General features: G+C 56.2%; 24 protein-coding genes. 9 read left to right on the top strand and 15 right to left on the bottom strand.

The genetic code is table 11. From position 1 onward, the window contains the following. Positions 1–20: 20 nt before the first annotated feature. Positions 21–1469 (bottom strand): tRNA uracil 4-sulfurtransferase ThiI, encoded by a 1449-nt coding sequence (thiI, locus tag AC6I8C_RS04390; RefSeq protein WP_497821715.1) that lies wholly within the window; start codon positions 1467–1469, stop codon positions 21–23. Between the two features lie 232 nt (positions 1470–1701). Between thiI and xseB the strand changes: the two genes are divergently transcribed. The 4 genes from xseB (at position 1702) to AC6I8C_RS04370 (ending at position 5784) form a co-directional block, all read left to right on the top strand. After that, the gene (xseB, locus tag AC6I8C_RS04385; RefSeq protein WP_013356982.1) at positions 1702–1944 is read left to right on the top strand and encodes an exodeoxyribonuclease VII small subunit; all 243 of its coding nucleotides are present in this window, start codon (positions 1702–1704) and stop codon (positions 1942–1944) included. Further along, the gene (ispA, locus tag AC6I8C_RS04380; protein ID WP_497821714.1) at positions 1944–2843 is read left to right on the top strand and encodes a (2E,6E)-farnesyl diphosphate synthase; all 900 of its coding nucleotides are present in this window, start codon (positions 1944–1946) and stop codon (positions 2841–2843) included. The genes xseB and ispA overlap by 1 nt, the downstream gene beginning before the upstream one ends. 19 nt (positions 2844–2862) lie before the next feature. After that, positions 2863–4728: a 1-deoxy-D-xylulose-5-phosphate synthase gene (gene dxs, locus AC6I8C_RS04375; protein ID WP_497821713.1), complete on the top strand. Its 1866-nt coding sequence runs from the start codon at positions 2863–2865 to the stop codon at positions 4726–4728. Between the two features lie 81 nt (positions 4729–4809). Further along, a complete protein-coding gene (locus tag AC6I8C_RS04370) occupies positions 4810–5784 on the top strand; it encodes an aldo/keto reductase (protein WP_497821712.1) in 975 nt (324 codons plus the stop codon). Positions 5785–5844: 60 nt separating this feature from the next. Here the strand turns inward: AC6I8C_RS04370 and pgpA are convergent, their stop codons facing one another. The 6 genes from pgpA to nrdR form a co-directional block, all read right to left on the bottom strand. Continuing rightward, a complete protein-coding gene (gene pgpA / locus AC6I8C_RS04365; RefSeq protein WP_497821711.1) occupies positions 5845–6384 on the bottom strand; it encodes a phosphatidylglycerophosphatase A in 540 nt (179 codons plus the stop codon). Beyond that, positions 6329–7306 (bottom strand): thiamine-phosphate kinase, encoded by a 978-nt coding sequence (gene thiL, locus AC6I8C_RS04360; protein ID WP_497821710.1) that lies wholly within the window; start codon positions 7304–7306, stop codon positions 6329–6331. Before thiL ends, pgpA begins: the two co-directional genes overlap by 56 nt. A 55-nt stretch (positions 7307–7361) precedes the next feature. Then, positions 7362–7781, bottom strand: a complete 420-nt coding sequence (gene nusB / locus AC6I8C_RS04355) for a transcription antitermination factor NusB (protein ID WP_013356976.1) — start codon at positions 7779–7781, stop codon at positions 7362–7364. Between the two features lie 19 nt (positions 7782–7800). Next, positions 7801–8271: a 6,7-dimethyl-8-ribityllumazine synthase gene (ribH, locus tag AC6I8C_RS04350; protein ID WP_013356975.1), complete on the bottom strand. Its 471-nt coding sequence runs from the start codon at positions 8269–8271 to the stop codon at positions 7801–7803. A gap of 90 nt (positions 8272–8361) precedes the next feature. Beyond that, on the bottom strand, positions 8362–9462 hold the full coding sequence (gene ribD, locus AC6I8C_RS04345; protein ID WP_497821709.1) for a bifunctional diaminohydroxyphosphoribosylaminopyrimidine deaminase/5-amino-6-(5-phosphoribosylamino)uracil reductase RibD: 1101 nt from the start codon (positions 9460–9462) through the stop codon (positions 8362–8364). 3 nt (positions 9463–9465) lie between these two features. Beyond that, on the bottom strand, positions 9466–9915 hold the full coding sequence (gene nrdR, locus AC6I8C_RS04340; protein WP_009091750.1) for a transcriptional regulator NrdR: 450 nt from the start codon (positions 9913–9915) through the stop codon (positions 9466–9468). Positions 9916–10102: 187 nt separating this feature from the next. On the opposite strand from nrdR, the gene lysM reads away from it, so the two are divergent. After that, complete coding sequence (gene lysM, locus AC6I8C_RS04335) at positions 10103–10540, top strand: peptidoglycan-binding protein LysM (protein WP_161735268.1); 438 nt, start codon at positions 10103–10105, stop codon at positions 10538–10540. Positions 10541–10556: 16 nt separating this feature from the next. Next, the gene (locus tag AC6I8C_RS04330) at positions 10557–11135 is read left to right on the top strand and encodes a SadB/YajI family lipoprotein (protein ID WP_497821708.1); all 579 of its coding nucleotides are present in this window, start codon (positions 10557–10559) and stop codon (positions 11133–11135) included. Positions 11136–11194: 59 nt separating this feature from the next. Here AC6I8C_RS04330 and secF read toward each other — a convergent pair whose 3' ends face one another. The 5 genes from secF to queA form a co-directional block, all read right to left on the bottom strand. Next, a complete protein-coding gene (gene secF / locus AC6I8C_RS04325; protein ID WP_497821707.1) occupies positions 11195–12163 on the bottom strand; it encodes a protein translocase subunit SecF in 969 nt (322 codons plus the stop codon). Positions 12164–12173: 10 nt separating this feature from the next. Continuing rightward, a complete protein-coding gene (gene secD / locus AC6I8C_RS04320) occupies positions 12174–14021 on the bottom strand; it encodes a protein translocase subunit SecD (protein WP_497821706.1) in 1848 nt (615 codons plus the stop codon). Between the two features lie 25 nt (positions 14022–14046). Next, positions 14047–14379: a preprotein translocase subunit YajC gene (gene yajC, locus AC6I8C_RS04315; protein WP_009091760.1), complete on the bottom strand. Its 333-nt coding sequence runs from the start codon at positions 14377–14379 to the stop codon at positions 14047–14049. Next, positions 14379–15527, bottom strand: a complete 1149-nt coding sequence (gene tgt / locus AC6I8C_RS04310) for a tRNA guanosine(34) transglycosylase Tgt (RefSeq protein ID WP_033731739.1) — start codon at positions 15525–15527, stop codon at positions 14379–14381. Before tgt ends, yajC begins: the two co-directional genes overlap by 1 nt. A gap of 77 nt (positions 15528–15604) precedes the next feature. After that, positions 15605–16675: a tRNA preQ1(34) S-adenosylmethionine ribosyltransferase-isomerase QueA gene (gene queA / locus AC6I8C_RS04305; protein ID WP_497821705.1), complete on the bottom strand. Its 1071-nt coding sequence runs from the start codon at positions 16673–16675 to the stop codon at positions 15605–15607. A 103-nt stretch (positions 16676–16778) separates the two neighbouring features. Here queA and AC6I8C_RS04300 point away from each other — a divergent pair, with 103 nt between their 5' ends. The 3 genes from AC6I8C_RS04300 (at position 16779) to AC6I8C_RS04290 (ending at position 19637) form a co-directional block, all read left to right on the top strand. Continuing rightward, complete coding sequence (locus AC6I8C_RS04300; protein WP_497821704.1) at positions 16779–17360, top strand: ACP phosphodiesterase; 582 nt, start codon at positions 16779–16781, stop codon at positions 17358–17360. A 207-nt stretch (positions 17361–17567) separates the two neighbouring features. Next, positions 17568–18380 (top strand): inositol monophosphatase family protein, encoded by an 813-nt coding sequence (locus tag AC6I8C_RS04295; RefSeq protein ID WP_497821703.1) that lies wholly within the window; start codon positions 17568–17570, stop codon positions 18378–18380. Continuing rightward, the gene (locus AC6I8C_RS04290) at positions 18381–19637 is read left to right on the top strand and encodes a histidine-type phosphatase (protein ID WP_497821702.1); all 1257 of its coding nucleotides are present in this window, start codon (positions 18381–18383) and stop codon (positions 19635–19637) included. Between the two features lie 522 nt (positions 19638–20159). On the opposite strand, the gene proY is transcribed toward AC6I8C_RS04290, so the two are convergent. From proY to AC6I8C_RS04275, 3 genes are all read right to left on the bottom strand, one after another. Further along, positions 20160–21512, bottom strand: a complete 1353-nt coding sequence (gene proY, locus AC6I8C_RS04285) for a proline-specific permease ProY (protein WP_033731734.1) — start codon at positions 21510–21512, stop codon at positions 20160–20162. A 70-nt stretch (positions 21513–21582) separates the two neighbouring features. Next, on the bottom strand, positions 21583–22902 hold the full coding sequence (gene brnQ / locus AC6I8C_RS04280) for a branched-chain amino acid transporter carrier protein BrnQ (RefSeq protein WP_497821701.1): 1320 nt from the start codon (positions 22900–22902) through the stop codon (positions 21583–21585). 391 nt (positions 22903–23293) lie between these two features. Beyond that, positions 23294–24400, bottom strand: coding sequence for a cobalamin-independent methionine synthase II family protein (locus AC6I8C_RS04275; protein WP_497821700.1), 1107 nt, complete (start codon positions 24398–24400; stop codon positions 23294–23296). Positions 24401–24489 lie beyond the last annotated feature (89 nt).

Below are 24489 nucleotides of genomic sequence, written 5' to 3'. Positions count from 1 at the left end.
TGACTGGCTCAGAGCGATGACTACGGACGATAGACTTTAACGTTCTTAAAGCCCTGCTCATGCAGATAGAGCGCCTGCAGACGGCTCATCACACCACGATCGCAGTAGAGCAACCAGGTGCGGTTCTGATCGAGGTCGCCAAACTGCGTGCTGAGTTTGTAGAACGGCAGTGATTTCACTTCCGTAGCGTTCAGCGTCAGAGGCTTCTCTTCCTGCTCATCGATAGAGCGGATATCCAGCACCACGTCGTTGTCACTCAGCAGGGCGACGGTCTCAACTTCCATCACCTCCTCTTCTGTCTGCTCAGCAATAGTACGGATATCGACGTTGATCGCTTCTTCCACCACCCGATCCAGAATTGAGAAGTCGAAATTCTGCTCTTCCGCTTCGATCTTCGCCTTCACCGCTTTCACTGTCGGGCTTTTTGAGATCACACCACAATATTCCGGCATGGTGCTGGCGAAATCTTCAGTGCCGATCTCCCGGGCAACTCTGATGATGTGCTCTTTGTCATGAGAGATCAGCGGACGCAGGATCAGCGTATCCGACGCGTTATCAATCAGGCGCAGGTTGGTCAGCGTCTGGCTCGACACCTGCCCTACCGCTTCACCCGTGACCAGCGCCTGCACGCCGTAGCGCTCAGCAATCGTCGAGGCGGCACGCACCATCATGCGCTTCAGCACCACGCCCATCTGGCCGTCATCCACTTTTTCGAGGATTTCACCCACGACCGGCTCAAAATTGATCGCCACGAAGCGCACGCGGTGTGAACGACCAAAACGATTCCACAGATAGTGCGCAACCTGACGGACGCCAATCTCATGGGCGGCACCGCCAAGATTAAAGAAGCAGTAATGCACGCGGCTGCCGCGACGCAGCAGCATATAGCTGGAGACACCGGAGTCGAAACCGCCGGAAATCAGCGACAGCACATCTTCCTGCGTGCCGATCGGGAAGCCCCCCAGACCTTCGTAACGTGCAGTCACCAGCGTCAGGCGGTTCTCTTCAACTTCAAGATTCACCGTCACGTCAGGGTTTTTAAGCTGCACGCGGGCGCTTTCAATATGCTGGTTCAGGCCGCCGCCCACATAGCGCTCTACATCCTGCGAACTGAAGCTGTGCTTACCCCGACGTTTCACACGTACGCAGAAGCTCTTGCCTTCAAGACTGTCGCGATACTGCGCTAACGTCTGTTCAAAGATGTGATGAATATCGGTGTACTCGCGATCTTCAACCGCTAAAACGTGATGGATACCGGGAATGCGGGAAAGCTCATCGGGAATAATGACCGCCAGCGCCGCATTTTTTGACCGCACTTCAATGTGATCCCAGTAGCGCACAACAGCGATGTCGTCGCTGACGGTTTTCAGGACGTTGCGGATATTGCTGGCAAGAATCTTGATAAAGCGCAAACGCACCGACGGACTCTTGATGGTGATTTCAGGAAATAACTTGATGATAAACTTCATGGCGACACAGCTTCGTTGGGCAAATAAGTGCTAAAACAGGCGGCACTTAGCTGGTAAAATCACAAAATTGCGGGCTGCAAGGCGCAACCGCATCCGAGGCGCGGGAGTATATCACCTTTGTCAGGTGACTGCTTCTTCATCAGCCGCCGCATTGATTATTTTGCTAATCATAGGGTCTCAGCTACCATGACCGATTGCGAGATAATGTCCCAACCGTGAGTCGACACGAAATATGCCGAAAAAAGCCGAACAGCCAGCCAGCTTTGAAACGTCATTGCAGCAGCTGGAGCAGATTGTCAGCCGTCTGGAAAGTGGTGAACTGCCGCTGGAAGAAGCCCTGAACGAATTTGAACGTGGCGTGCAGCTGGCGCGGAATGGTCAGCAGACGCTGCAGCAGGCTGAACAGCGGGTCCGCATTCTGCTGAACGATGATAAAGATGCCGACCTCACTGCTTTCACGCCGGAAAACGACTAATGGATTTTGCCCGCTTACTCGACGTTTATCAGCAGCAGGTGAACGCCGCGCTGACGCGTTTTATAGAGCCACTTCCTTTTCAGAGTTCTCCTCTGGTGAATGCCATGCATTATGGGGCATTATTAGGCGGTAAACGTCTGCGTCCTTTTCTGGTCTACGCGACCGGCGAAATGCTCCACGCCAATCCGGCGAGTCTGGATGCCCCTGCCGCCGCAGTTGAATGCATTCATGCGTACTCTCTGATTCATGACGATCTCCCTGCGATGGACAATGATGCACTGCGTCGCGGGCAGCCAACCTGTCATATTAAATATGGCGAAGATACCGCGATTCTGGCGGGCGACGCCCTGCAGACGCTGGCTTTCTCCATTCTGGCCGATGAAGCAATGCCCGGTGTCAGCGCCGAATATCGACTGATGATGCTCTCCGAACTGGCAAAAGCCAGTGGCGTAGCCGGGATGTGTGGCGGGCAGGCACTGGATTTAGCGGCGGAAGGCAAATCCGTCGATCTCGATCAGCTGGAACGGATCCATCGCCACAAAACCGGCGCCCTGATCCGCTCAGCGGTACGGCTAGGCGCATTAACGGCAGGCGATGCGGGTCGCGAAGCGCTGCCGCTGCTCGACCGCTATGCAGAGGCAATTGGTCTCGCTTTTCAGGTGCAGGACGACATTCTGGATGTGATCGGCGACACAGCCGTGATCGGAAAACGCCAGGGCGCCGATCAGGATCTGGGGAAAAGCACCTATCCTTCACTGTTAGGCCTTGAAAGTGCCCGTGCCAAAGCGCGGGATTTGTATCAGGAAGCTCTTGATGCTTTAGAATTGCTCGCTGCGCACTCTTATAACACTACAGCACTGCAGGCGCTGGCGAGTTTCATAATTGAACGCGACAAATAACTTCCATAATGAGTCTCTGATGAGTTTTGATATTGCTAAATACCCGACACTGGCGCTGGCAGACACGGTTCAGGCGCTGCGCGCCCTGCCAAAAGAGAAGTTGCCTGCGCTGTGTGATGAACTGCGTCAGTATCTGTTAGACAGTGTGAGCCGCTCCAGCGGCCATTTTGCATCGGGTCTGGGCGTGGTTGAACTGACGGTCGCGCTGCATTATGTCTATAACACCCCGTTTGACCATCTGGTCTGGGATGTGGGTCATCAGGCTTATCCGCATAAAATTCTGACGGGTCGCCGCGATCGCATCGGCACTATCCGTCAGAAAAACGGCGTACACCCGTTTCCGTGGCGCGGTGAAAGTGAATATGACGTTTTAAGCGTCGGTCATTCGTCGACCTCTATCAGTGCCGGTCTCGGCATGGCCGCGGCGGCAGAACGCGAAGGTCAGGGCCGTCGCACCGCCTGTATTATTGGCGATGGTGCGATTACCGCAGGTATGGCGTTTGAAGCGATGAACCATGCCGGTGATATTAAGCCGGACATGCTGGTCATCCTCAATGACAACGAGATGTCGATTTCCGAAAACGTCGGTGCGCTGAATAATCGCCTGGCGCAGATTCTGTCGGGTAAAACCTACGCACGACTGCGCGAAGGCAGTAAGCGCGTGCTGACAAATCTGCCGCCAATCAAAGAGCTGGTCAAACGCACCGAAGAGCATCTCAAAGGCATGGTCGTGCCGGGCACGCTGTTTGAAGAGCTGGGCTTTAACTATATTGGCCCGGTTGACGGTCACGATGTGCTGACGCTGGTCAATACGCTGAGCAACATGCGCAGCCTGAAAGGCCCGCAGTTCCTGCATATCATGACGAAGAAAGGTAAAGGCTACGCCCCGGCAGAGGAAGATCCGATTGCCTGGCACGCCGTTCCTAAATTTGACCCGGCGATTGGCGAACTGCCGAAAAGCGCAGAGGGTCTGCCGAGCTACTCTAAAATCTTCGGTAACTGGCTGTGCGAAATGGCCGCCGACGATCCGAAGCTGATGGCGATTACCCCAGCGATGCGTGAAGGCTCCGGCATGGTGGCCTTCTCACGTGAATTCCCGAAGCAATATTTTGACGTGGCGATCGCTGAGCAGCACGCGGTGACCTTTGCTGCGGGTATGGCGATTGGTGGCTATAAACCTATTGTGGCTATCTACTCGACCTTCCTGCAACGCGCCTATGATCAGCTAATCCACGACGTCGCCATCCAGAAACTGCCGGTCCTGTTTGCTATCGATCGCGGTGGTATTGTTGGCGCGGATGGTCAGACTCACCAGGGCGCGTTTGATCTCGCCTATCTGCGCTGCGTGCCGGATATGGTGATCATGACGCCGAGCGATGAGAATGAGTGTCGGCAGATGCTTTACACCGGCTACCACCATCAGGCTGGCCCAAGTGCGGTGCGCTATCCGCGCGGCACGGGTGTCGGCACGCCGCTGGCTCCGCTGCAGAGTCTGCCGCTGGGTAAAGCAGTCGTGAAACGTCAGGGTGAAAAGCTGGCGATTCTGAACTTCGGTACCCTGCTGCCAGAAGCCGCCTCCACGGCAGAAGCGCTGAACGCGACACTGGTCGATATGCGCTTTGTGAAGCCGCTGGATGAAGCGCTGATCGCCGAGCTCGCTAACACCCACGACTCACTGATTACGCTGGAAGAAGGCGCAATCAAAGGCGGTGCGGGCAGCGGCGTCAATGAGTTTGTGATGGCGAAACGCCTGGGCGTTCCGGTACTGAACATCGGCCTGCCCGATGAGTTCATCCCGCAGGGCACGCAGGATGAAGTGCGTCATGACTATCTGCTGGACGCGGAGGGCATTCAGCAACAGATCGCCCGCTGGCTGGCGCAGTAACCTCTCCTCTCTGCGCTCCCCCCTGGGGAGCGCAACATCCTGCTATGCTGTAACCTTTGCACTTTCGCAGGAGCCTCCACCATGAAAACGATTCAACTGGGTACTACCGATCTGCAGGTGTCGCGTCTCTGTCTTGGTTGTATGACCTATGGCGAGCCAACGCGCGGCAATCACGCCTGGACGCTGCCGGAAGCCAGCAGCCGTCCGCTAATCCAGCAGGCGCTGAACGCGGGCATCAACTTCTTTGATACCGCCAACAGCTACTCCGATGGCAGCAGTGAAGAGATCCTGGGCCGGGCCCTGAAAGAGTTTGCCCGCCGCGAAGAGATCGTGGTCGCCACCAAAGTCTATTTTCCACTGACCAATCTCTCACAGGGACTGTCGCGCAAAAATATCCTGCAATCCATTGATGACAGCCTTCAGCGTCTCGGCATGGAGTATGTCGACCTGCTGCAGATTCATCGCTGGGACTACGAGACACCGCTGGAAGAGACGCTGGAAGCGCTGCATGACGTGGTGCAGTCAGGAAAAGCCCGCTATATCGGCGCCTCATCCATGCACGCCAGTCAGTTTGCGCAGGCGTTGCAGCTGCAGTCAGATCAGGGCTGGCATCGCTTTGTCAGCATGCAGGATCAGTACAACCTGATTCAGCGTGAAGAGGAGCGTGAAATGCATCCGCTCTGTCTGAAAGAGCAGATCGCCGTGCTGCCCTGGAGTCCGCTGGCGCGCGGTAAACTGACCCGCCCGTGGGGTGAAAACACCGCACGTTCCGCCTCCGATCAGGTGATGGCGAAGCTCTATGACAACACCGAAGAGAACGATGCCGTGATTGCAGAGCGGCTGGCACAGGTGGCGGAAAGTAAAGGTGTGACGCGGGCGCAGGTAGCGCTGGCCTGGCTGCTGAGCAAGCCTGCCGTTACGGCACCGATTATTGGCGCGTCGCGCGCTGAGCAGTTTGAGGATCTGGTGAAGGCGGTGGATGTCACGCTGAGTGACGACGAGATTACCCTGCTGGAAGAGGTCTATCAGCCGCATCAGGCGGTGGGATTCGAGTAAAACCTGAAAGGTGACGCCCTGGCCGGGCGTCACCTCTTATCAGGCGTTCAGCATCGGCGATTAACCCGCCAGCCACACCCCGAAGCCATAAAGCATGGCCGCAGAAATCACGCCAGCAATGATGTCATCCACCATAATGCCCATACCGCCATGCACATTGCGGTCAAACCAGCGAATCGGCCAGGGTTTCCACATATCCAGAATACGGAACAGCACAAAGCCGCCCAGCACCCATTGCCAGCTGTTGATCGGAATCGCCATCAGCGTAATCCACATGCCGATAAATTCATCCCAGACAATACTGCCGTGATCGTGTACACCCATATCTTTGGCGGTGCGATGGCAAAGATAGACACCGACGCAGATACCCACCAGCACAACCAGCGAATAGAGATCCTGCGGCAGAAAGGTCATCAGCCACCAGAATGGGATGGCCGCCAGCGATCCCATGGTACCAGGCACGACCGGGCTTAATCCGCTGCCGAAACCGGTGGCCAGCAGATGCCAGGGATTGCTCATCCGCAGACGGCTCTTCGCCACGTCGTTATTTAGTATCAAAGTGATCAAACCCTTTATGATGGAATGTGGCAGGTTTGCCATTATCCAGCAGCGTTAAGCCTTCTGATTCCGGTGCTATCTGTCCGATGCAGGTATAAGGCACGCCCAGATGCCCCAGCGCCACATCAAGCGCGCCGCGATTCACTTCCGGCACGGTGAAGCAGAGTTCGTAATCTTCTCCGCCACTCAGCGCCCAGCGCAATACCTGCTCTGGGTTGAAATGGTCGCGCAGCGCCGGCGACAGCGGCAACGCATCCAGGTTTAGCCGTGCGCCACAGCCGCTGGCTTTCAGCACGTGGCCGAGGTCGGAAATCAAGCCATCGGAAAGGTCCACGGCTGAAGAGGCCAGCGAACGCAGTGCCTGGCCCTGCAGAATGCGCGGCATTGGGCGCAGATGCCGTTTAATCAGTGCCTCATGCACCGCCGGATCGCTGATGCGGCAGTGATGCTGCAACAGCGCCAGACCCGCCGCGCTGTCACCCAGCGTGCCGGTCACGTAGATCCAGTCACCCGGCTTCGCTCCGGAGCGTTTCAGGGCGCGGCCCTGCGGCACCAGACCGTGAATCGCCAGCGTCAGGCTCAGCGGGCCACGGGTCGTGTCACCGCCCACCAGCTGCATGTCGTAATATTCCAGCAGTTCAAACAGGCTTTCGCTAAAGGCGGAGAGCCAGCTCTCATCGACCTGCGGTAGCGTTAAGGCCAGCGTCAGCCACGCGGGATCGGCACCCATGGCAGCAAGATCGCTAAGATTCACAGCCAGAGCTTTGTAGCCCAGATCGGCAGGATGGATATCCCGTAAGAAGTGCACACCCACGACCAGGGTATCGGTGCTGATCGCCAGCGTCTGTTTTTCCGGCACGCTAAGTAACGCACAATCGTCACCGATGCCGAGTTCGACATCACGGCGGCTGCGTGTTCTGCGGTTGAAGTAGCGTGCGATGAGTTCAAATTCACCACAAGACATAATTACGTTCCGCTTCACTCTTCATGAAAAAAGGCCGGCAAGCCGGCCTTTTTGTTTATTTGCGATTGGGTCGAATTTGTGGACCGGCTTTATCCAGCACGCCGTTAACAAATTTATGACTGTCTTCGGCACCGAAGACTTTCGCCAGCTCAATCCCTTCGTTGATGGCCACTTTATAGGGCACATCATCACGTTTGCTCAGCTCATACAGCGAGATGCGCAGGATCGCTTTTTCTACCTGGCCCAGCTCTTCAAGCTGACGCGACAGGTAGGGCTTCATCAGTCCATCCAGATACGCACTGTTGGTCGCCACACCGGACAGCAGTTCGCGGAAGTAAGTAATGTCGACGTCTTTGACGTCCTGTTCCGCCAGAAACTGGTATTCCACATCGGCAATGTCGTTATTCGACAACTGCCAGGAGTAAAGCGCCTGAACAGCGCACTCACGGGCGCGACGACGAGCAGCAGGTTTCACAAAATTCCCCTTACAAAAATCAGGCTTTAATGGCTTTCAATACGTTGATCATTTCGAGCGCAGTCAGCGCCGCTTCAGCACCTTTGTTACCCGCTTTGGTGCCGGCACGCTCAATGGCCTGCTCGATGCTTTCAGTGGTCAGCACGCCGAACGCGACAGGAATGTCGCTGTTCATGGCAACGCTGGCGATACCGGAGCTGGCTTCACCCGCCACATATTCGAAGTGCGCAGTGCCACCACGAATAACGGTGCCGAGTGCAATAATCGCATCATGTTTGCCGGAGTTCGCCAGCGCACGTGCTGCCAGCGGCAGTTCGTAAGCACCCGGCACCCAGACAACGGTGATATTTTCATCTTTGACCTGGCCGATACGTTTCAGGGCATCAACTGCGCCATCCAGCAGGCTGTCATTAATGAAGTTGTTAAAACGCGCGATGACGATGGCAACATTGGCCTCAGGCGTTGCAACAGCAGCTTCGATAACTTTCATACTTATCCTTTCAGGGGTTTGGTTGGCCCCGCGCAGGGGGGCGGATTCTATCATACTCTTAGGCGGCGTGCTCTCGCTTTTCCGGGCATGCTATTGCGGTGTCAGGGTCAGACGTAAATCGTCACCGACCTGCCGGACATCGCTGAAACGGAACGCAGGTGCGTCAGCCAGCTGGCTGAGCGCCGGCAGCTGACACAGGCCGCGTCCTTCATGGCCTAACAGCTTAGGTGCCAGATAAACGATCAGTTCATCCACCAGCCCGGCCTGTAACAGGGCACCGGCGAGCGTCGCACCCGCTTCAACCCAGACGCTGTTGATCTGTCGCTGTCCCAGCAGCATCATCATCGCCACCAGATCCAGCTGCTGTTCGCGCAGCGGCACGGCGATTTGCGTGACGTCAGCGGGCCAGAGCTGCTGATCCGGCTGATGGCGCATCAGCCAGGTTTCGCCCGGCTGTGAGATGAGCCGATGCTGCGGCGTCACGCGATTCTGGCTGTCGATAATCACACGTACCGGCTGACGCAGTTGCTGCTCATCAATCAAAGCCTGGCTGTCGGTATCGAGTTCAGACCAGCGCACGGTCAGAGAGGGATCGTCCGCCAGCACCGTGGCGCTGCTGCTGAGAATGGCGGCGTTTTGCGCCCGCAGACGCTGCACATCACGACGGGCAGCCTCAGAGGTGATCCACTGGCTTTCGCCACTGGCCATGGCCGTGCGGCCATCCAGTGACGCGCCCAGCTTGAGCTGAATCCAGGGAAAGCCGGTGCGCATGCGATTGAGGAAGCCGCGATTCAGTGCTTCGGCTTCCGGCATCATCAGACCATGGCTGACGTCAATACCTGCCTGATGCAGACGGTGCAGTCCGCGCCCCGCGACCTGCGGATTTGGATCCTGCATGGCGGCGACGACACGGGTCACACCTGCGGCGATCAGCGCATCACAGCAGGGCGGCGTGCGGCCATGATGGCTGCACGGCTCCAGCGTGACATAGGCCGTTGCGCCACGCGCTTTCTCGCCAGCCATGCGCAGAGCGTGGACTTCAGCATGGGGTTCACCAGCACGCTGATGCCAGCCCTCACCCACGACTTCACCATCGCGCACAATCACACAGCCGACATTCGGGTTCGGCATGGTCGTAAAACGGCCGCGTCGCGCCAGTTCCAGCGCACGCGCCATATAGCGTTCGTCCATACTCTAATCCTGTAACCGGGCGATCTCTTCGCCAAAATCGCGAATATCTTCAAAGCTGCGGTAAACCGAGGCGAAGCGAATATAGGCGACTTTATCGAGCTTTTTCAGCTCATCCATCACCAGATTGCCAATCAGCTTACTGGGGATCTCTCGTTCGCCGGTGGCGCGCAGCTGCGTTTTAATATGATTTACGGCGCTTTCTACCGCGTCGGCGCTGACCGGACGCTTCTCAAGCGCTTTCATCATCCCGCTGGCCATTTTGTCTTCATTGAAAGGCTCGCGCACATCATTGCTTTTCACCACGCGGGGCATCACCAGTTCCGCCACCTCAAAGGTGGTGAAGCGTTCATGACACATCAGACACTGGCGGCGGCGTCGCACCGAGGAGCCTTCACTAACCAGACGAGAATCAATCACTTTGGTGTCCACAGCGGAGCAGAATGGGCAATGCATGACGTTTCCTGACGCGAGAGTGATAGGCCATACAGTGTAGCGCGAACTGCGAATCAACAAAATCTCTTCCGTGTCTTTCGAGTCTCCCATGCACAGCATAAATGATGTTAAATATCAGTGTCGGCAAAAGGGTCTACGCTTATAGAGCCGAAAGACGGCGTATATCCACTAACACACTGGAGGTTGTATGGGTCTGTTTAATTTTGTGAAAGAAGCGGGTGAAAAATTGTGGGATGCCGTACATGGCGGTGAGGACCAGAATAAAAAGCTGCAGGATCACATCAACAAGCTCGGCTTGCCAGACAGCGACAAGGTGGACGTAAAGGTCAATGGCGATACCGTGACCGTGACCGGCGATGGCCTTTCTCAGGAGCTGAAAGAGAAGATTCTGATCGCGGCAGGTAACGTGGCAGGCATCACAAAAGTGGAAGACAAGGTCACCGTGACAGACAGCGCGGCCGAGTCAGAGCTTTACACCGTGAAGAAAGGCGACACGCTGAGCGCTATTTCTAAACAGGTTTACGGTAACGCTAACGAATATAACAAGATTTTCGAAGCGAATAAGCCAATGCTCACCCATCCTGATAAGATCTATCCTGGCCAGGTTTTACGTATTCCAAAATAACGGATAAGGATAACTTATGAGCAGGATGGTTTGGGTTCCGGTGGCGTTCTCACTGGTGGCGCTGAGCGGCTGCAGTAGCAGTGCAGGTAACCCGCAGGTCAGAGAGCTGCATCAGGAAGTGAGTCAGCTCAATCAGCAGATGCAGCATCTGACCACACAGGCCAGCGCGCTGGAGATTCAGGGACAGCTTAACAGCCAGTTGCAGCAAGGTGCCTGGCTGGTGCCACAGGCGAACACGCCAGTGGCGTTGCAGACTCAGCTCGGCACGTTGCGACTGACGCTGTCCCCTGCCACTGCGGAAGCCAGCGGTTCGCGGGCAACCCTGACCGTACGCTCAATGGACGATCGGCCTTTGCCCGCCCTGCACGCGACGGTGATCTGGGGTGAACTCGACCCGGCGACCGGTAAACCGCTGAGCAGTGACAGTCTGACGCAGACGGTCGCGCTGCCTGCCTCGCTGCTGCCGCAGCATTCGGCGAGCATTCCGCTTCGACTTAGCGGCCTGACGCCGGAGCAACTGGGTTATGTGCGCGTGCATAACGTGACCGCTGACGCACCGCCCCCGACCTCCCCTGCGGCACCCGCTAATCCTTAGCCGTGGTGCAAAAAAAACGGGCAGCCAAAAGGCTGCCCGTTTTTATTTCCGATGCGCGATTAAGGCAGGATAGAAGGCTGATCGGCGCCCTCTTTCTCGACTTTCTGCACCATCATATGTTCACGCTTCATGCCCAGCTTCAGCGCCAGCGCTGAAGAGACATAAATGGATGAAATCGTACCAATCGTCACACCAATCAGCATGGTCAGTGAGAAGCCTTTCAGCAGCGCACCACCAAATATGAACAGGATGAGGATCATCGCCAGCGTCGTCAGCGAGGTAATCAGGGTACGGCTTAACGTCTGGGTCAGTGACACGTTGGTAATATCGTAAGCGCTGCCGCGACGGATCTTGCGGAAGTTTTCACGGATACGGTCAGAGACCACGATCTTATCGTTAAGCGAGTAGCCAATCACCGACATCAGCGAGGCAACAATCGTCAGGTCGATTTCAATGCGGAACAGCGCCAGCAGGCCGCAGGTGATGATCACGTCATGCGCCAGCGCCAGCACGGTGCCCAGCGCCAGACGCCACTCAAAGCGAAAACCGATATAGATCAGAATCGCAATCAGTGCCGACAACAGCGCCATCGCACCCGCCTGCGCCAGGTCGCTGCCCACACTCGGCCCTACGAACTCAATGCGCTTAACGGTCGCGTTTTGCTGCGTGGTCTGGTTGATCACCGACACCACTTTATTGCCTAACTCGGTACCTGCCGGGCCGGTAACCGGTGCCATACGCACCATGACGTCACGGCTGCTGCCAAAGTTCTGCACCAGCGGCTCGTCAAAGCCCGCTTTCACCAGATCGCTGCGCAGCGTGTCGAGGTCGGCCGGTTTCTCCAGCGCGATCTCAATCACCGTACCACCGGTGAAATCGAGGCCCCAGTTAAAACCACGCACGCCCACGATCGCAATCGCGGCCACAATCAGCAGTCCCGAAATGATGAAGGCCAGCTTATCCCAGCGCATAAAGTCGACGACTTTACGCCCGTGGTTCAACTGCTCAATGTTATATTCCTGTGCCACAACGCACTCCTCAGATAGACAGCTTGTTGATGCGTTTGCCACCGTAAACCAGGTTAACAATGGCACGGGTACCGACAATCGCGGTGAACATTGAGGTCGCGATACCAATTGCGGTGGTAATAGCAAAGCCTTTGATCGAACCAGTGCCGACCGCGTAAAGAATGATAACTTTGATCAGGGTGGTCACGTTCGCATCGACAATACTGGAGAAGGCGCCTTTGTAGCCCTCATGAATTGCCTGCTGAACCGAGCGCCCGTTACGCAGCTCTTCTTTAATACGTTCGTTAATCAGTACGTTAGCATCGACTGCTACCGCCAGTGTTAACACGATACCGGCAATACCCGGCATGGTCAGGGTCGCGCCGGGCAGCAGGGACATGATGCCGACAATCAGCACCAGGTTAACCAGCAGCGCACTCGTCGCAATCAGACCAAACTTCTTGTAGAACACCACCATAAACAGGATCGAGGCGAGCAGACCCCACAGGCAGGCTTCCAGACCCTGCGTAATGTTTTGCTGACCCATGGTCGGCCCGATAGTCCGCTCTTCCACAATCTGGATCGGCGCAATCAACGCACCGGCACGCAGCAGCAGCGACAGCTGACGCGCTTCGTTCGGGTTGTTGATACCGGTGATGCGGAAGCTGTTCCCCAGGCGAGACTGGATATTAGCGACGTTAATCACCTCTTCCTGTTTCACCAGAATGGATCGGCCATTGGCATCTTTCTTACCGCTGTCCTTGTACTCCACAAACAGGGTCGCCATCGGCTTGCCGATGTTGTCCTTAGTGAAGTTGGACATGATGTTACCGCCTGCGCCATCCAGTGAAATGTTCACCTGTGGCTGGTTGTACTCATCCATGCTGGAGGTTGAGTCGGTGATATGGTCACCGGTCAGGATCACCCGCTTGTAAAGCACGACCGGCTGGCCATCACGCATGTCTTTAACTTCAGAGTCACCCGGTACACGGCCACTGGCCGCCGCAGTCGGATCCACGCTGGTGTTAACCAGACGGAATTCCAGCGTCGCGGTGGCACCCAGAATCTCTTTGGCACGCGCCGTATCCTGAATACCCGGTAGCTCAACCACGATGCGATCAGAACCCTGACGCTGAACCAGCGGTTCAGCTACGCCCAGCTGGTTTACACGGTTACGCAGAATCGTAATGTTCTGCTGAACCGCATATTCACGCGCTTCGCTGAGACGGGCATCGCTCATGGTGGCACGCAGTGCATCGCTGCCGCTGCTGTTGATCACCAGATCCTGATGACGCGAGCTCAGCCAGGAGATCGCCGCGTCGCGGCTGGCAGCGTCACGGAAACGAATTTCCACGCCGTAGTTCGCGATTTTATTGACGTTGGTGTAGGGGATATTTTTGGTGCGCAGGTCGCTACGCAGCGTATCAGCATTCTGCTCCTGCAGTTTGCTGAGTGCGGTGTCCATGTCCACTTCCATCAGGAAGTGCACGCCACCACGCAGATCGAGACCGAGTTTCATCGGCTCTGCTGACAGCATGGTCAGCCAGCGCGGCGTGGCAGGCGCGAGGTTGAGCGCCACGACGTAGTCTTCACCCAGCGCTTTCATGATCGCTTCACGGGCGCGTAACTGCACATCCGTATTGGCGAAGCGCGCGGTAATCGCACCATTTTCCAGCGCAACAGATTTGCTCTGGATATTGTCCTGTTTTAATGCGGACTGAATCTGATCCAGCGTCTGCTCACTGGCGGCGCTTCCGCGCGCGCCAGTGATTTGAACGGCCGGATCCTCACCATAGAGGTTGGGAAGCGCATAGAGCAGGCCGACGAGAATCACGACGACCAGCATCACATACTTCCACAAAGGATAACGGTTTAACACGGCAGTTCCCTTAGGGAAGAAAAAATTACAGCGCCTTGATAGTGCCTTTCGGCAGCACGGCAGCGACAAAATCACGTTTAATGACGACTTCATTGGTGTCATTCAGCGCGATAGCGACGTAGCCCGTGTCAGAGACTTTTGTGACGCGACCGACCAGGCCACCGCTGGTCAACACTTCATCGCCCTTTGAGATGGAATCCATCAGCTTCTTGTGCTCTTTCGCACGTTTCTGCTGCGGACGCAGGATCATGAAATAGAAAATCAGACCAAACACCACCAGCATGATCACCAGAGAATACGGACTTCCCTGAGACGGAGCGCCTGCTGCGGCCACGGCGTCAGAAATGAATAAGCTCATTAAATTTCCCTCATTGATGAATTATCAGACGTTAATGGCGGAACTTCTTTGCCCGTCCGTTGGTAAAACTCAGTTACAAAGCGCTCTAATTTACCCTCTTCGATGGCCTGGCGTAAACCTGCCATCAGACGCTGGTAGTAGCGCAAATTGTGGATAGTATTCAGACGCGCGCCCAGTATTTCGTTACAACGGTCGAGATGATACAAGTAGGCACGGCTATAATTGCGACAGGTGTAACAATCACACTCCGCATCCAGCGGCGCAGTGTCATCTTTGTAGCGGGCGTTGCGAATCTTCACCACACCTTCGGTTACAAACAGATGACCATTTCGCGCATTACGGGTTGGCATCACGCAGTCAAACATATCGACGCCGCGACGGACGCCTTCAACCAGATCTTCTGGCTTGCCGACACCCATCAGATAACGCGGTTTATCCTGCGGAAGCTGCGGACAGACGTGCTCAAGAATACGGTGCATGTCCTGCTTAGGCTCACCCACCGCCAGGCCGCCCACAGCGTACCCATCAAAGCCAATCTCTACCAGACCTTTCACCGAGACATCTCGTAAATCTTCGTAAACCGAGCCCTGAATAATGCCAAATAAGGCATTTTTATTACCCAGGCTGTCGAAACGGTCACGACTGCGTCGCGCCCAGCGCAGCGACATCTCCATGGAGCGTTTGGCGTAGTCCCAGTCCGCCGGATACGGCGTACATTCATCGAAAATCATCACGATGTCGGAACCCAGGTCGTACTGAATCTCCATCGATTTTTCCGGATCGAGGAAGATCGGGTCGCCGTTGATCGGGTTACGGAAATGCACGCCCGCTTCGGTGATTTTACGGATGTCGCCCAGACTGAAGACCTGGAAACCGCCGGAGTCGGTCAGGATCGGTCCTTTCCACTGCATAAAGTCATGCAGATCGCCATGCAGTTTCATGATCTCCTGGCCGGGACGCAGCCAGAGGTGGAAGGTATTGCCCAGAATGATCTGCGCGCCGGTTTCCTGCACTTCTTCCGGCGTCATGCCTTTCACGGTGCCATAGGTGCCGACGGGCATAAACGCCGGGGTTTCGACCACGCCGCGATCAAAAATCAGACGGCCACGGCGTGCGCGCCCGTCTGTGGTATCAAGTTCAAATTTCACAAAGCCTCCATCGGAGAAACAGTCCGATGTATACAACCTTCACGCTCTTCAGGCGGTTCCGGCTATCGGTTAATAAATCAGCCGCCCACTTTTTCCAGCGGCGCCTGCGGATTTTTGCTGATAAACATCGCATCTCCATAACTGAAGAAACGATATTGCTCAGCCACGGCTGCGCGGTACGCGGCCATGGTGTGCTGATAACCGGCAAACGCCGAGACCAGCATAATCAGAGTCGATTCGGGCAGATGGAAGTTGGTGATCAGCGCATCGATCACCTGATACTCATAGCCCGGATAGATGAAAATCTGGGTATCGTCGAAGAACGGCGCTATCAGGGCATCCTGACTTGCTTTGGCGGCGCTCTCCAGCGAACGAACAGAGGTGGTGCCGACAGCGACCACCTTATTGCCACGCGCTTTGCAGGCCAGTACTGCGTCGACAACCTCCTGCGGCACTTCGGCATACTCCGCGTGCATGTGATGCTCTTCGATGGTCTCGACACGCACCGGCTGGAAGGTGCCCGCCCCGACGTGCAGCGTCACAAAGGCCATCTCAATGCCCTTCTCTTTAAGCGCCTGCAGCAGCGGTTCATCGAAGTGCAGACCGGCTGTCGGGGCCGCGACGGCTCCCGGACGGGCGCTGTAAACCGTCTGATAAAGCTCGCGATCCGCCTCTTCATCCGGACGGTCGATATACGGCGGCAGTGGCATGTGGCCAACGCTGTTGAGGATGTCGAGCACTGCGCGCTCATCATCAAACGCAATCTCAAACAGCGCATCGTGGCGTGCCACCATGGTCGCTTTCACACTCTCATCTTCGCCCAGCAGCAGTTCTGCCCCCGGCTTCGGCGCTTTTGAAGCGCGCACATGTGCCAGCACGCGCTTGTCGTCGAGCATCCGCTCCACCAGCATCTCGATTTTGCCGCCGCTGGCTTTACGGCCAAACACGCGCGCCGGAATCACACGGGTGTTGTTGAACACCAGCAGATCGCCTGGATTCAGCTTATCCAGCACGTCGGTGAAAACACCGTGCGACAGCGCACCGCTGGGACCGTCGAGCGACAGCAGACGACAGCCGCTGCGCTGCGCCTGGGGATAGTGAGCAATCAGGGATTCGGGCAGTTCAAAAGCAAAATCGGCGACACGCATTGAAATGTTCTTTCTCAGGCAAAAACAGGCGGCACAGTTTAGCGGAAAACCGACCAATTCTGAACAACTGGCTGCGCAAAGGCAGTTCTGCCTATAATGCGGCATGAACTTTCTTGCTCATCTCCATCTGGCTAAGCTGGCCGACAGCTCCTTACTCGGCAATTTAATGGCCGACTTTGTGCGTGGCAACCCGCACCTGAACTGGTCCGCGCCTGTCGCAGACGGCATTCTGATGCATCGTCGTCTGGATGTGATGACGGATGCGCTGCCGGAAGTGCGCAGCGCCCGTCAGCTGTTCCGTGCGGAAACCTATCGCGTGGCACCGATTACGTTGGACGTCATCTGGGACCATTTTCTGGCCCGGCACTGGCAGCAATTTACGCCCGGCCAGACGCTGGTGCAGTTTTCTGCCGCCGCCGAGCGTGACATTATGCCGCAACTGGCCGACACGCCTCCTGAATTTCAGGCACTCAACGCGGTGATGTGGCGCGAGCGCTGGTTTGAGCATTATGCCCAGCCTGCGCGGCTGGAGCGGGTGCTGCACGGCATGGCCAGCCGCCGTCCCCGCCTGGCGGCACTACGCGACTCCTACCACGATTTCACGCAACATTATGATCAGCTGGAAGCGCTGTTTTTTGTTTTTTATCCGCGTTTAATGGCGCTGGCGACCAGCAGAACGCTGTAAAACCCGATCCTCTGCTGCCGGGCTGACGGACATGCGCTTTTGCCTGATGAAAAAAGCCGCCCGCCCGGCTCAGCACCATCTTGCCATTGCTGCTTATCTGCGGCTTAATGAAGTCTTTCTTAACAATAGTGTAGTAAACATCACAGCCAGACCGCCTGTTCAGGCGCGCCTTCCGTTCGTTATGGCAAAAAATCATAAGAGGAAAAGATGTCATCCGCTTCGCATTCTGAAATAGACGCGCGTTACCGTTACGCCTGCGACATCGCCCGTGCGGCGGGCAGCCGGGCTCTGTCATGGTATCAGCAGCGTCAGACACTGGTCGTGGAACACAAAAGGGATTTGCAGGACGTGGTCAGCGAGGCTGATCGTAACGTTGAGGCATTAATTAAGACCTTAATCGCTGAACGTTTTCCTGAGGATATCGTCTATGGCGAAGAGAGCGGCGGCGAGGTTGAGGGTGCGCCCTTTATCTGGGTTGTCGATCCGATCGATGGCACCGCCTGTTTCGTCAACGGCCTGCCTAACTGGTGCGTTTCACTGGCGGTGGTCTGTGAAGGCGAACCGGTGATCGGCGTAGTCTGCGATCCCAATCATCAGGAGCTGTTCCACGCACGGGCAGGCCAGGGGGCATGGCTGAATGAAAGTCGCCTGCAGGTGCATGGCGCAGCGCATCTCAATGAGGGTTTACTTGGCATCAGTAATTCCAGCCGGACGCCGGGCGAAAGCGTCTCACGCCTGATCAGCGGCTTAATTGAACAGGGCGGCATGTTTATTCGCATTGGTTCGGGTGCGCTGACCAGTGCCTGGGCAGCAGCCGGTCGGCTGATTGGTTACTACGAAGCGCATATGCATCCGTGGGACAGTCTGCCGGGCATCGTTCTTATGCGCGAAGCAGGCGGCGTCACCAATGATTATCTGCGTAATGAAGGCCTGAAAAACGGTAACCCGGTGTTGCTGGCCAATGCGGCCCTTTATCCAAAAATTAAAGCGCTGACCGGCAACGGCGCACTGGAAGAGTAAATGACGCTGCCAACCCTGTGCCGCTGTGCGCTAATCCTCGGTTCTCTCTGGCTATTAAGCCCGGCGGCACAGGCTGCGGATTACCAACTGGAGAAAGTGGTTGAACTGAGCCGTCACGGCGTACGTCCGCCCACGCCAGGCAATCGTAAAGAGATTGAAGCCGCCAGCCAGCAACCATGGACACAGTGGACCACTGCCGATGGCGAGCTGACGGGTCACGGCTACAGTGCCGTGGTGAATAAAGGACGCTGGGAAGGCGAGCACTATCGCCAGCTTGGTCTGCTGAGCGCGGGCTGTCCGGATGCCGCTCAGGTCTACGTGCGCACCAGTCCGCTGCAGCGCACCCGCGCCACAGCCGCGGCGCTGACGGATGGGGCCTTTCCCGGCTGCGGCGTGCCGGTGCATCACGTCGCGGGCGATGTAGATCCTCTGTTTCAGAGTGAAAAGCTGACGGTCATCCGGACCGATCCCGCACAGGAACTGGCTGCTAAACAGCAGAAAGCGGGCGATCTGGCACACCTGCAACAGCAACTGCAACCGGCGATTCAGCAGTTGAAAGCCGCCGTCTGTCCCCCCGCAACAGATTGTCCCCTGTTTGATGCGCCCTGGACGTTCCGGCAAACCCGCAACGGGAATAGTTACGTTTACGGGCTGAGCGTGATGGCAAGTATGGTGGAGACGCTGCGACTGGGCTACAGCGAAAATCTGCCGTTTGATCAGCTCGCCTGGGGGCATATCACTTTGGCCGCGCAGATCACCGCCCTGCTGCCGCTGCTGACCGCCAACTACGATCTCAGCAACGACGTACTCTACCTGGCACAGCGCCGTGGCTCGATATTGCTCAACACGATGCTGGAAGCGATCGCTGCCGACAGCTCGCCGGGCCGCTGGCTGGTTCTCGTCGCGCATGACACCAACATTGCGATGGTGCGCACCCTGATGGACTTTAACTGGCAGTTACCCGGCTATTCTCGCGGTAACATTCCGCCGGGCAGCAGTCTGGTGCTGGAGCGCTGGCGCGACACCCACAGCGGCGAGCGTTTTTTGCGGCTCTATTTTCAGGCGCAAAGTCTGGATGGGATTCGTCAGTTGCAACCGATTGATGATAAACACCCGTTATTACAGCAGGAATGGCATCAGCCCGACTGCAGAGTCACCGCTGTCGGCCTCCTCTGCCCTTATGAATCCACACTGACTCAGCTGCGAAAAAACCTGGACAACAGCGCTGTGCTGCCGGTTTCGGTTATATTGCCCTGAGTCTGTAGCTAATCAAATTAAGGCCACAGCCGCAATGCGGCCTTAATAATGTTAACCGCTGTTAATTAAAGCCGCTCCGACCTTTTCTTATTTAATTCGCCTGACTATCAGCGCCACGCATTTTGATTTACGATAGTCCTGTCAATCATCCCTTTATTATCTATTTTCCTGTAATTCTTGCGTATTTCGGCGACTGGTTTCGCCGTTTTTTATTTCCGCCTCTCTGCTTTTTTAGCGCGTCAGTGCCCGTATAGCTGCACATTCCTGCGCATGAAGCCCCATCAACAATTTTTCCCGCCTGTAACCTTCAGCGATATTCACTGCCCGTTTGAATAATCTTTTCGGGATACATTCGCCGTAATAAACCGGCGCAGAGTCTTATTTCGCTGACAGAGCGTTAACGCGTAATAAAAGAATTCAGCGTTGTGGCGAAGATCACATAAATAAACAGCGATAGGAGAAAATAAAAGAGGGAAATAGCGGGTTCTGCTCCCCCATATATCAGGAGAGCAGAACAGGAGATTAGCGTGGTTTACGCACCAGTTTATAGCCCAGCAGCAGCACCACAATCCACACCATGCCAACATAGAGTGAAATGCGGGTATCGGGGAAATAACCAATCAGACCGATAATAAAGCACAGGAACGCTACGCCAACGCCAGCCGTCCAGCTGCCACCTGGCAGCGCAAACTGCAGCTTACTCGCCGCCTCTTTGCCAATTTTGCGACGGAAGGCGATCTGCGACAGCAGAATCATGATCCAGACCCACACCGTTGCAAAGGTCGCCAGCGAAGCGATCACCAGGAAAACTTTTTCCGGCATCAGGTAGTTGAGATAAACCGCAATCAGCATGGCGAACATCATCACCACCACCGTCACCCACGGAATGCCGCGTGACGAGACCTTCATAAAGACTTTCGGCGCATGACCCTGCTGCGCCATCCCGTGCAGCATGCGACCCACGCCAAACACATCGCTGTTAATCGCCGAGAGCGACGCGGTCAGCACGACGAAATTGAGGATAGAGGCGGCTGCCGCGATCCCCAGATGCTGGAAGGTCAGCACAAACGGGCTGCCCGAGGTTCCTACCTGATTCCAGGGATAGATCGACATAATCACAAACAGCGTGCCAACGTAGAACACCAGAATGCGCCACGGCACCGAGTTAATCGCGCGCGGAATCGACTTCTCCGGATCTTTCGCTTCACCGGCAGTGATACCGATGATTTCGATGCCGCCATAGGCGAACATCACCATCTGTAGCGACAGCAGCATGCCGACGACGCCGTGGGCGAAGAAGCCGCCGTTGGTCCACAGGTTATGGATACCGGTCGGCTGACCGCCGTTGCCAATCCCCCAGATAATCATGCCGAAACCAGCCAGAATCATCACAATGATGGTGGCGACTTTGAAGAAGGAGAACCAGAACTCCACTTCGCCAAACACCTTCACGCTCATCAGATTGACGGCACCGATGATCAGCACCACGCTCAGCACCCAAATCCAGTGCGGCACCTCAGGGAACCAGACGCCCATATAGATGCCGAATGCGGTAACGTCCGCAATCGCCACAATCAGGATTTCAAAACAGTAGGTCCAGCCGGTGATATAGCCCGCCATCGGCCCAAGGTAGTCCTGCGCGTAGCGGGAGAAAGAGCTGGCCTGAGGATTGTTAACGGACATCTCACCCAGCGCGCGCATGATGATATACGCCACTGCCCCGCCGATGATGTAGGCGAGCAGCACGCTCGGTCCGGCCATTTTTATCGCATCGGCGGAACCGTAAAACAGCCCGGTGCCAATCGCCGATCCCAGCGCCATAAAGCGGATGTGGCGCGTGCTCAGTCCGCGTTTGAGCTTGTTGGTTTCTTGCATAACAACCTGTACCTGTGAAATGAAAAAACCACGGGCAGGCCCGTGGTTAAAGAAAAATCAGTGCATTCTGTTACGAGTGAACGGCAACCTGTTCCGGTCCTTTCACCCGATCTACAACAGCGGCAATCAGCAGCATTACCAGCGACGGTGGCAACCAGGCAAGACCCTGGTCAGCCAGCGGCAGGTGCTGACTGAATGCCGGCAGCAAATCTTTAAACCCGGTGGTTTTAATCGCATCAACAATGCCAAACAGCAGGCTGACCAGCATCGCTGGCGCGATAATCCGGCTGCTCTTATTCCACCAGTTAAGGGTGAAACTCAGCACCACCAGCACGATACAGGGCGGATAGATCGCCGTCAGTACCGGGATGGAGATCTGAATCAGGTGGCTCAGGCCGAGATTCGACACCACCATCGAGAACAGACCCAGAATAAACACCAGCGTTTTATACGACAACGGCAGGTATTGCGCAAAAAATTCCGCACAGGCACAGGTCAGGCCGACGGCAGTCACCATACAGGCGACGAAGATCAGCGCGGCCAGGAAGAAGCTGCCCATGCTGCCAAAGGTATGCTGAACATACGCGTGCAGAATCGCTGCGCCGTTGGCATTTTGATCCACCAGCGCCCCGCTGCCCGCGCCCAGTTTAAACAGGCAGAGGTAGACCAGCGTCAGGCCCAGACCGGCAATCAGTCCTGCCAGCACGGTATAGCGGGTCAGCAGCGCGGCATTATCAACACCACGTGAACGGGCGGCGTTAACGATCACGATGCCGAACACCAGCGCGCCCAGCGTATCCATGGTCAGATAGCCATTAACGAAACCGCTGGAGAACGCCGCACGCTGATAGTCCGCGGTCGCCGGAATGGTGCCGCCTGCGGGCCACACCAGTGCAGCCACGCCCAGCACGGTCAGCGCGATAATTTTTAGTGGCGCCAGGAAGTGCCCTACCGTGTCGAGCAGCTTGCCCGGATAGAGCGACACGCCAATCACCAGCGCGAAATAGATCAGGCTATAGATGAACAGCGGCAGCGCGCCATCGCCGGTCAGCGGTGCAATGCCCATCTCAAACGAGACGGTTGCCGTGCGCGGCGTAGCAAACAGCGGCCCGACAGCCAGATAGCACACGGTGGCCAGCACGATGCCAGCGACCTTGCCAATCGGGGTGCTGAGCGCATCCACGCCGCCGCCGACGCGGGCCAGGGCGATCACGGTCATCACGGGCAGACCAACAGCGGTAATCAGAAAGCCGATGGCGGCTGTCCAGACGTGTTCGCCAGACTGAATACCGACCATGGGCGGGAAAATGATGTTGCCCGCGCCAACAAACAGGGCAAATGTCATAAAGCCCAGCGCGAGAATGTCCTTCGAAGTTAAACGATGTGTCATACGGCCTGTCACTGATGTTGCGGTGGAAGTTGGGTTAGTGTTGTCCCCTCGCTGCGTGCAAACCGCGACCTGGCTGACAATGTCAGCGCATTATGCTCGTCGCAGGGTAAAGCGCAGGTGATTTAAGCTGCTTTTATTCTGTTCACAGAGGGATGGATCGACAACGGCGCTAAGTAAAACGTTTATAGCGGTGAAAGGCAATACGGGATCGGAAAACCAGAAGGTTATGCCGCCATTTTTTCAAAAGGCAGTGGATAGCGTTAATTTTTGCCGCAGGCACACAAGATGATGTGCTTAAATAACAGACAGAGCGTGAGAAAACCCCGCATAAACGGGCCAGAAGATACACAAAAGGCGCGTTTTACGCGCCTGTCTGCACAACGTTACAGCATTACCAGACCTGATTAGCGATATCGACCACTAAACGAATCTTCTGCCATTGCTCGGCTTCGCTCAGGCTGTTGCCCTCTTCGGTAGAGGCAAAGCCGCACTGCGGGCTGAGGCAGATCTGGTCCAGGCTGACATACTGCGTCGCCTCTTCCAGTCGGGCTTTCACCTGCGCCGGATCTTCCAGCTCACCCACTTTGGTGGTGATCAGGCCCAGAACGACCTGCTGATGGCCCGGCTTAACGTAACGCAGTGGCTCAAAGCCGCCGGAACGGGCGTTGTCATACTCCAGGAAGAATGCATCCACGTTGACGCTGCCGAACAGGATTTCTGCCACCGGCCCGTAGCCGCCTTCAGAGATCCAGGTTGAGCGGAAATTCCCGCGACAGACATGCAGCCCCACGGTCAGATCGGCAGGTTTATCTTCCAGCGCTTTATTCAGCACCTGAGCATACGTCTGGGCCAGCTGGTCCGGGTCGTCGCCACGTGCGCGGATATCGCGCTTCTGATCTTCAGAACAGAGGTACGCCCAGACAGTGTCATCCAGCTGCAGATAGCGACAGCCCGCGTTGTAAAACGCCTTGATCGCCTGTTTGTAAGTCTGCGCCAGATCGTCGAAGTAGTCCGCCAGATCGGGATAGACTTCCGAATCAATCACTTTGCGGCCACCGCGGAAGTGCAGCACGCTGGGGCTGGGAATGGTCATCTTCGGCACCGCATCACCGGCAATACTCTGCAGGAAGCGGAAATGGTCGAGCATCGGGTGATCCGCCGGGAAACCGAGTTTGCTCACCACTTTCACGCCATGCGCTTTAGTCTGCACGCCATTAAACTGGATGCCCTGCTCCGCTTCATAGCTCTCAACGCCGTCAAGACCATAGAAGAAGTCGAAGTGCCACCAGCCGCGACGGAACTCGCCATCTGTCACTACTTTCAGGCCATTTTCACGCTGTTTCGCGACCACATCGCGGATTGCCACATCTTCAACCTGACGCAGGGCGGCAGCATCAATCTCTCCGGCTGAAAACTGTTCGCGTGCCTGCTTAATTGCAGCGGGACGCAGAAAGCTGCCAACGGTGTCGGCGCGGAACGGGGCGGTTTCTCTTTGCATGATCACTCCTGACCTTCCTGCAAATGATTACGGCAGGAAATAATTACATTCTGATATAAATAGCCATCTGGATGGCTATATGTCCGAAT

It is taken from the genome of Pantoea sp. X-Soil-YNGN-844 (genome assembly GCF_059730595.1).
This window is presented reverse-complemented; position numbering and strand designations above follow the sequence as displayed.

What these genes read in the sequence shown, in the direction of transcription:
- nrdR (WP_009091750.1), bottom strand. Translation starts at nt 9,915, where the DNA reads ATGCATTGCCCATTCTGCTCCGCTGTGGACACCAAAGTGATTGATTCT.
- xseB (WP_013356982.1), top strand. Translation starts at nt 1,702, where the DNA reads ATGCCGAAAAAAGCCGAACAGCCAGCCAGCTTTGAAACGTCATTGCAG.
- ribH (WP_013356975.1), bottom strand. Translation starts at nt 8,271, where the DNA reads ATGAAAGTTATCGAAGCTGCTGTTGCAACGCCTGAGGCCAATGTTGCC.
- AC6I8C_RS04275 (WP_497821700.1), bottom strand. Translation starts at nt 24,400, where the DNA reads ATGCAAAGAGAAACCGCCCCGTTCCGCGCCGACACCGTTGGCAGCTTT.
- proY (WP_033731734.1), bottom strand. Translation starts at nt 21,512, where the DNA reads ATGCAAGAAACCAACAAGCTCAAACGCGGACTGAGCACGCGCCACATC.
- thiI (WP_497821715.1), bottom strand. Translation starts at nt 1,469, where the DNA reads ATGAAGTTTATCATCAAGTTATTTCCTGAAATCACCATCAAGAGTCCG.
- yajC (WP_009091760.1), bottom strand. Translation starts at nt 14,379, where the DNA reads ATGAGCTTATTCATTTCTGACGCCGTGGCCGCAGCAGGCGCTCCGTCT.
- ribD (WP_497821709.1), bottom strand. Translation starts at nt 9,462, where the DNA reads ATGGACGAACGCTATATGGCGCGTGCGCTGGAACTGGCGCGACGCGGC.
- pgpA (WP_497821711.1), bottom strand. Translation starts at nt 6,384, where the DNA reads ATGGCAAACCTGCCACATTCCATCATAAAGGGTTTGATCACTTTGATA.
- thiL (WP_497821710.1), bottom strand. Translation starts at nt 7,306, where the DNA reads ATGTCTTGTGGTGAATTTGAACTCATCGCACGCTACTTCAACCGCAGA.
- queA (WP_497821705.1), bottom strand. Translation starts at nt 16,675, where the DNA reads ATGCGTGTCGCCGATTTTGCTTTTGAACTGCCCGAATCCCTGATTGCT.
- AC6I8C_RS04370 (WP_497821712.1), top strand. Translation starts at nt 4,810, where the DNA reads ATGAAAACGATTCAACTGGGTACTACCGATCTGCAGGTGTCGCGTCTC.
- AC6I8C_RS04330 (WP_497821708.1), top strand. Translation starts at nt 10,557, where the DNA reads ATGAGCAGGATGGTTTGGGTTCCGGTGGCGTTCTCACTGGTGGCGCTG.
- brnQ (WP_497821701.1), bottom strand. Translation starts at nt 22,902, where the DNA reads ATGACACATCGTTTAACTTCGAAGGACATTCTCGCGCTGGGCTTTATG.
- AC6I8C_RS04290 (WP_497821702.1), top strand. Translation starts at nt 18,381, where the DNA reads ATGACGCTGCCAACCCTGTGCCGCTGTGCGCTAATCCTCGGTTCTCTC.
- dxs (WP_497821713.1), top strand. Translation starts at nt 2,863, where the DNA reads ATGAGTTTTGATATTGCTAAATACCCGACACTGGCGCTGGCAGACACG.
- ispA (WP_497821714.1), top strand. Translation starts at nt 1,944, where the DNA reads ATGGATTTTGCCCGCTTACTCGACGTTTATCAGCAGCAGGTGAACGCC.
- AC6I8C_RS04295 (WP_497821703.1), top strand. Translation starts at nt 17,568, where the DNA reads ATGTCATCCGCTTCGCATTCTGAAATAGACGCGCGTTACCGTTACGCC.
- lysM (WP_161735268.1), top strand. Translation starts at nt 10,103, where the DNA reads ATGGGTCTGTTTAATTTTGTGAAAGAAGCGGGTGAAAAATTGTGGGAT.
- AC6I8C_RS04300 (WP_497821704.1), top strand. Translation starts at nt 16,779, where the DNA reads ATGAACTTTCTTGCTCATCTCCATCTGGCTAAGCTGGCCGACAGCTCC.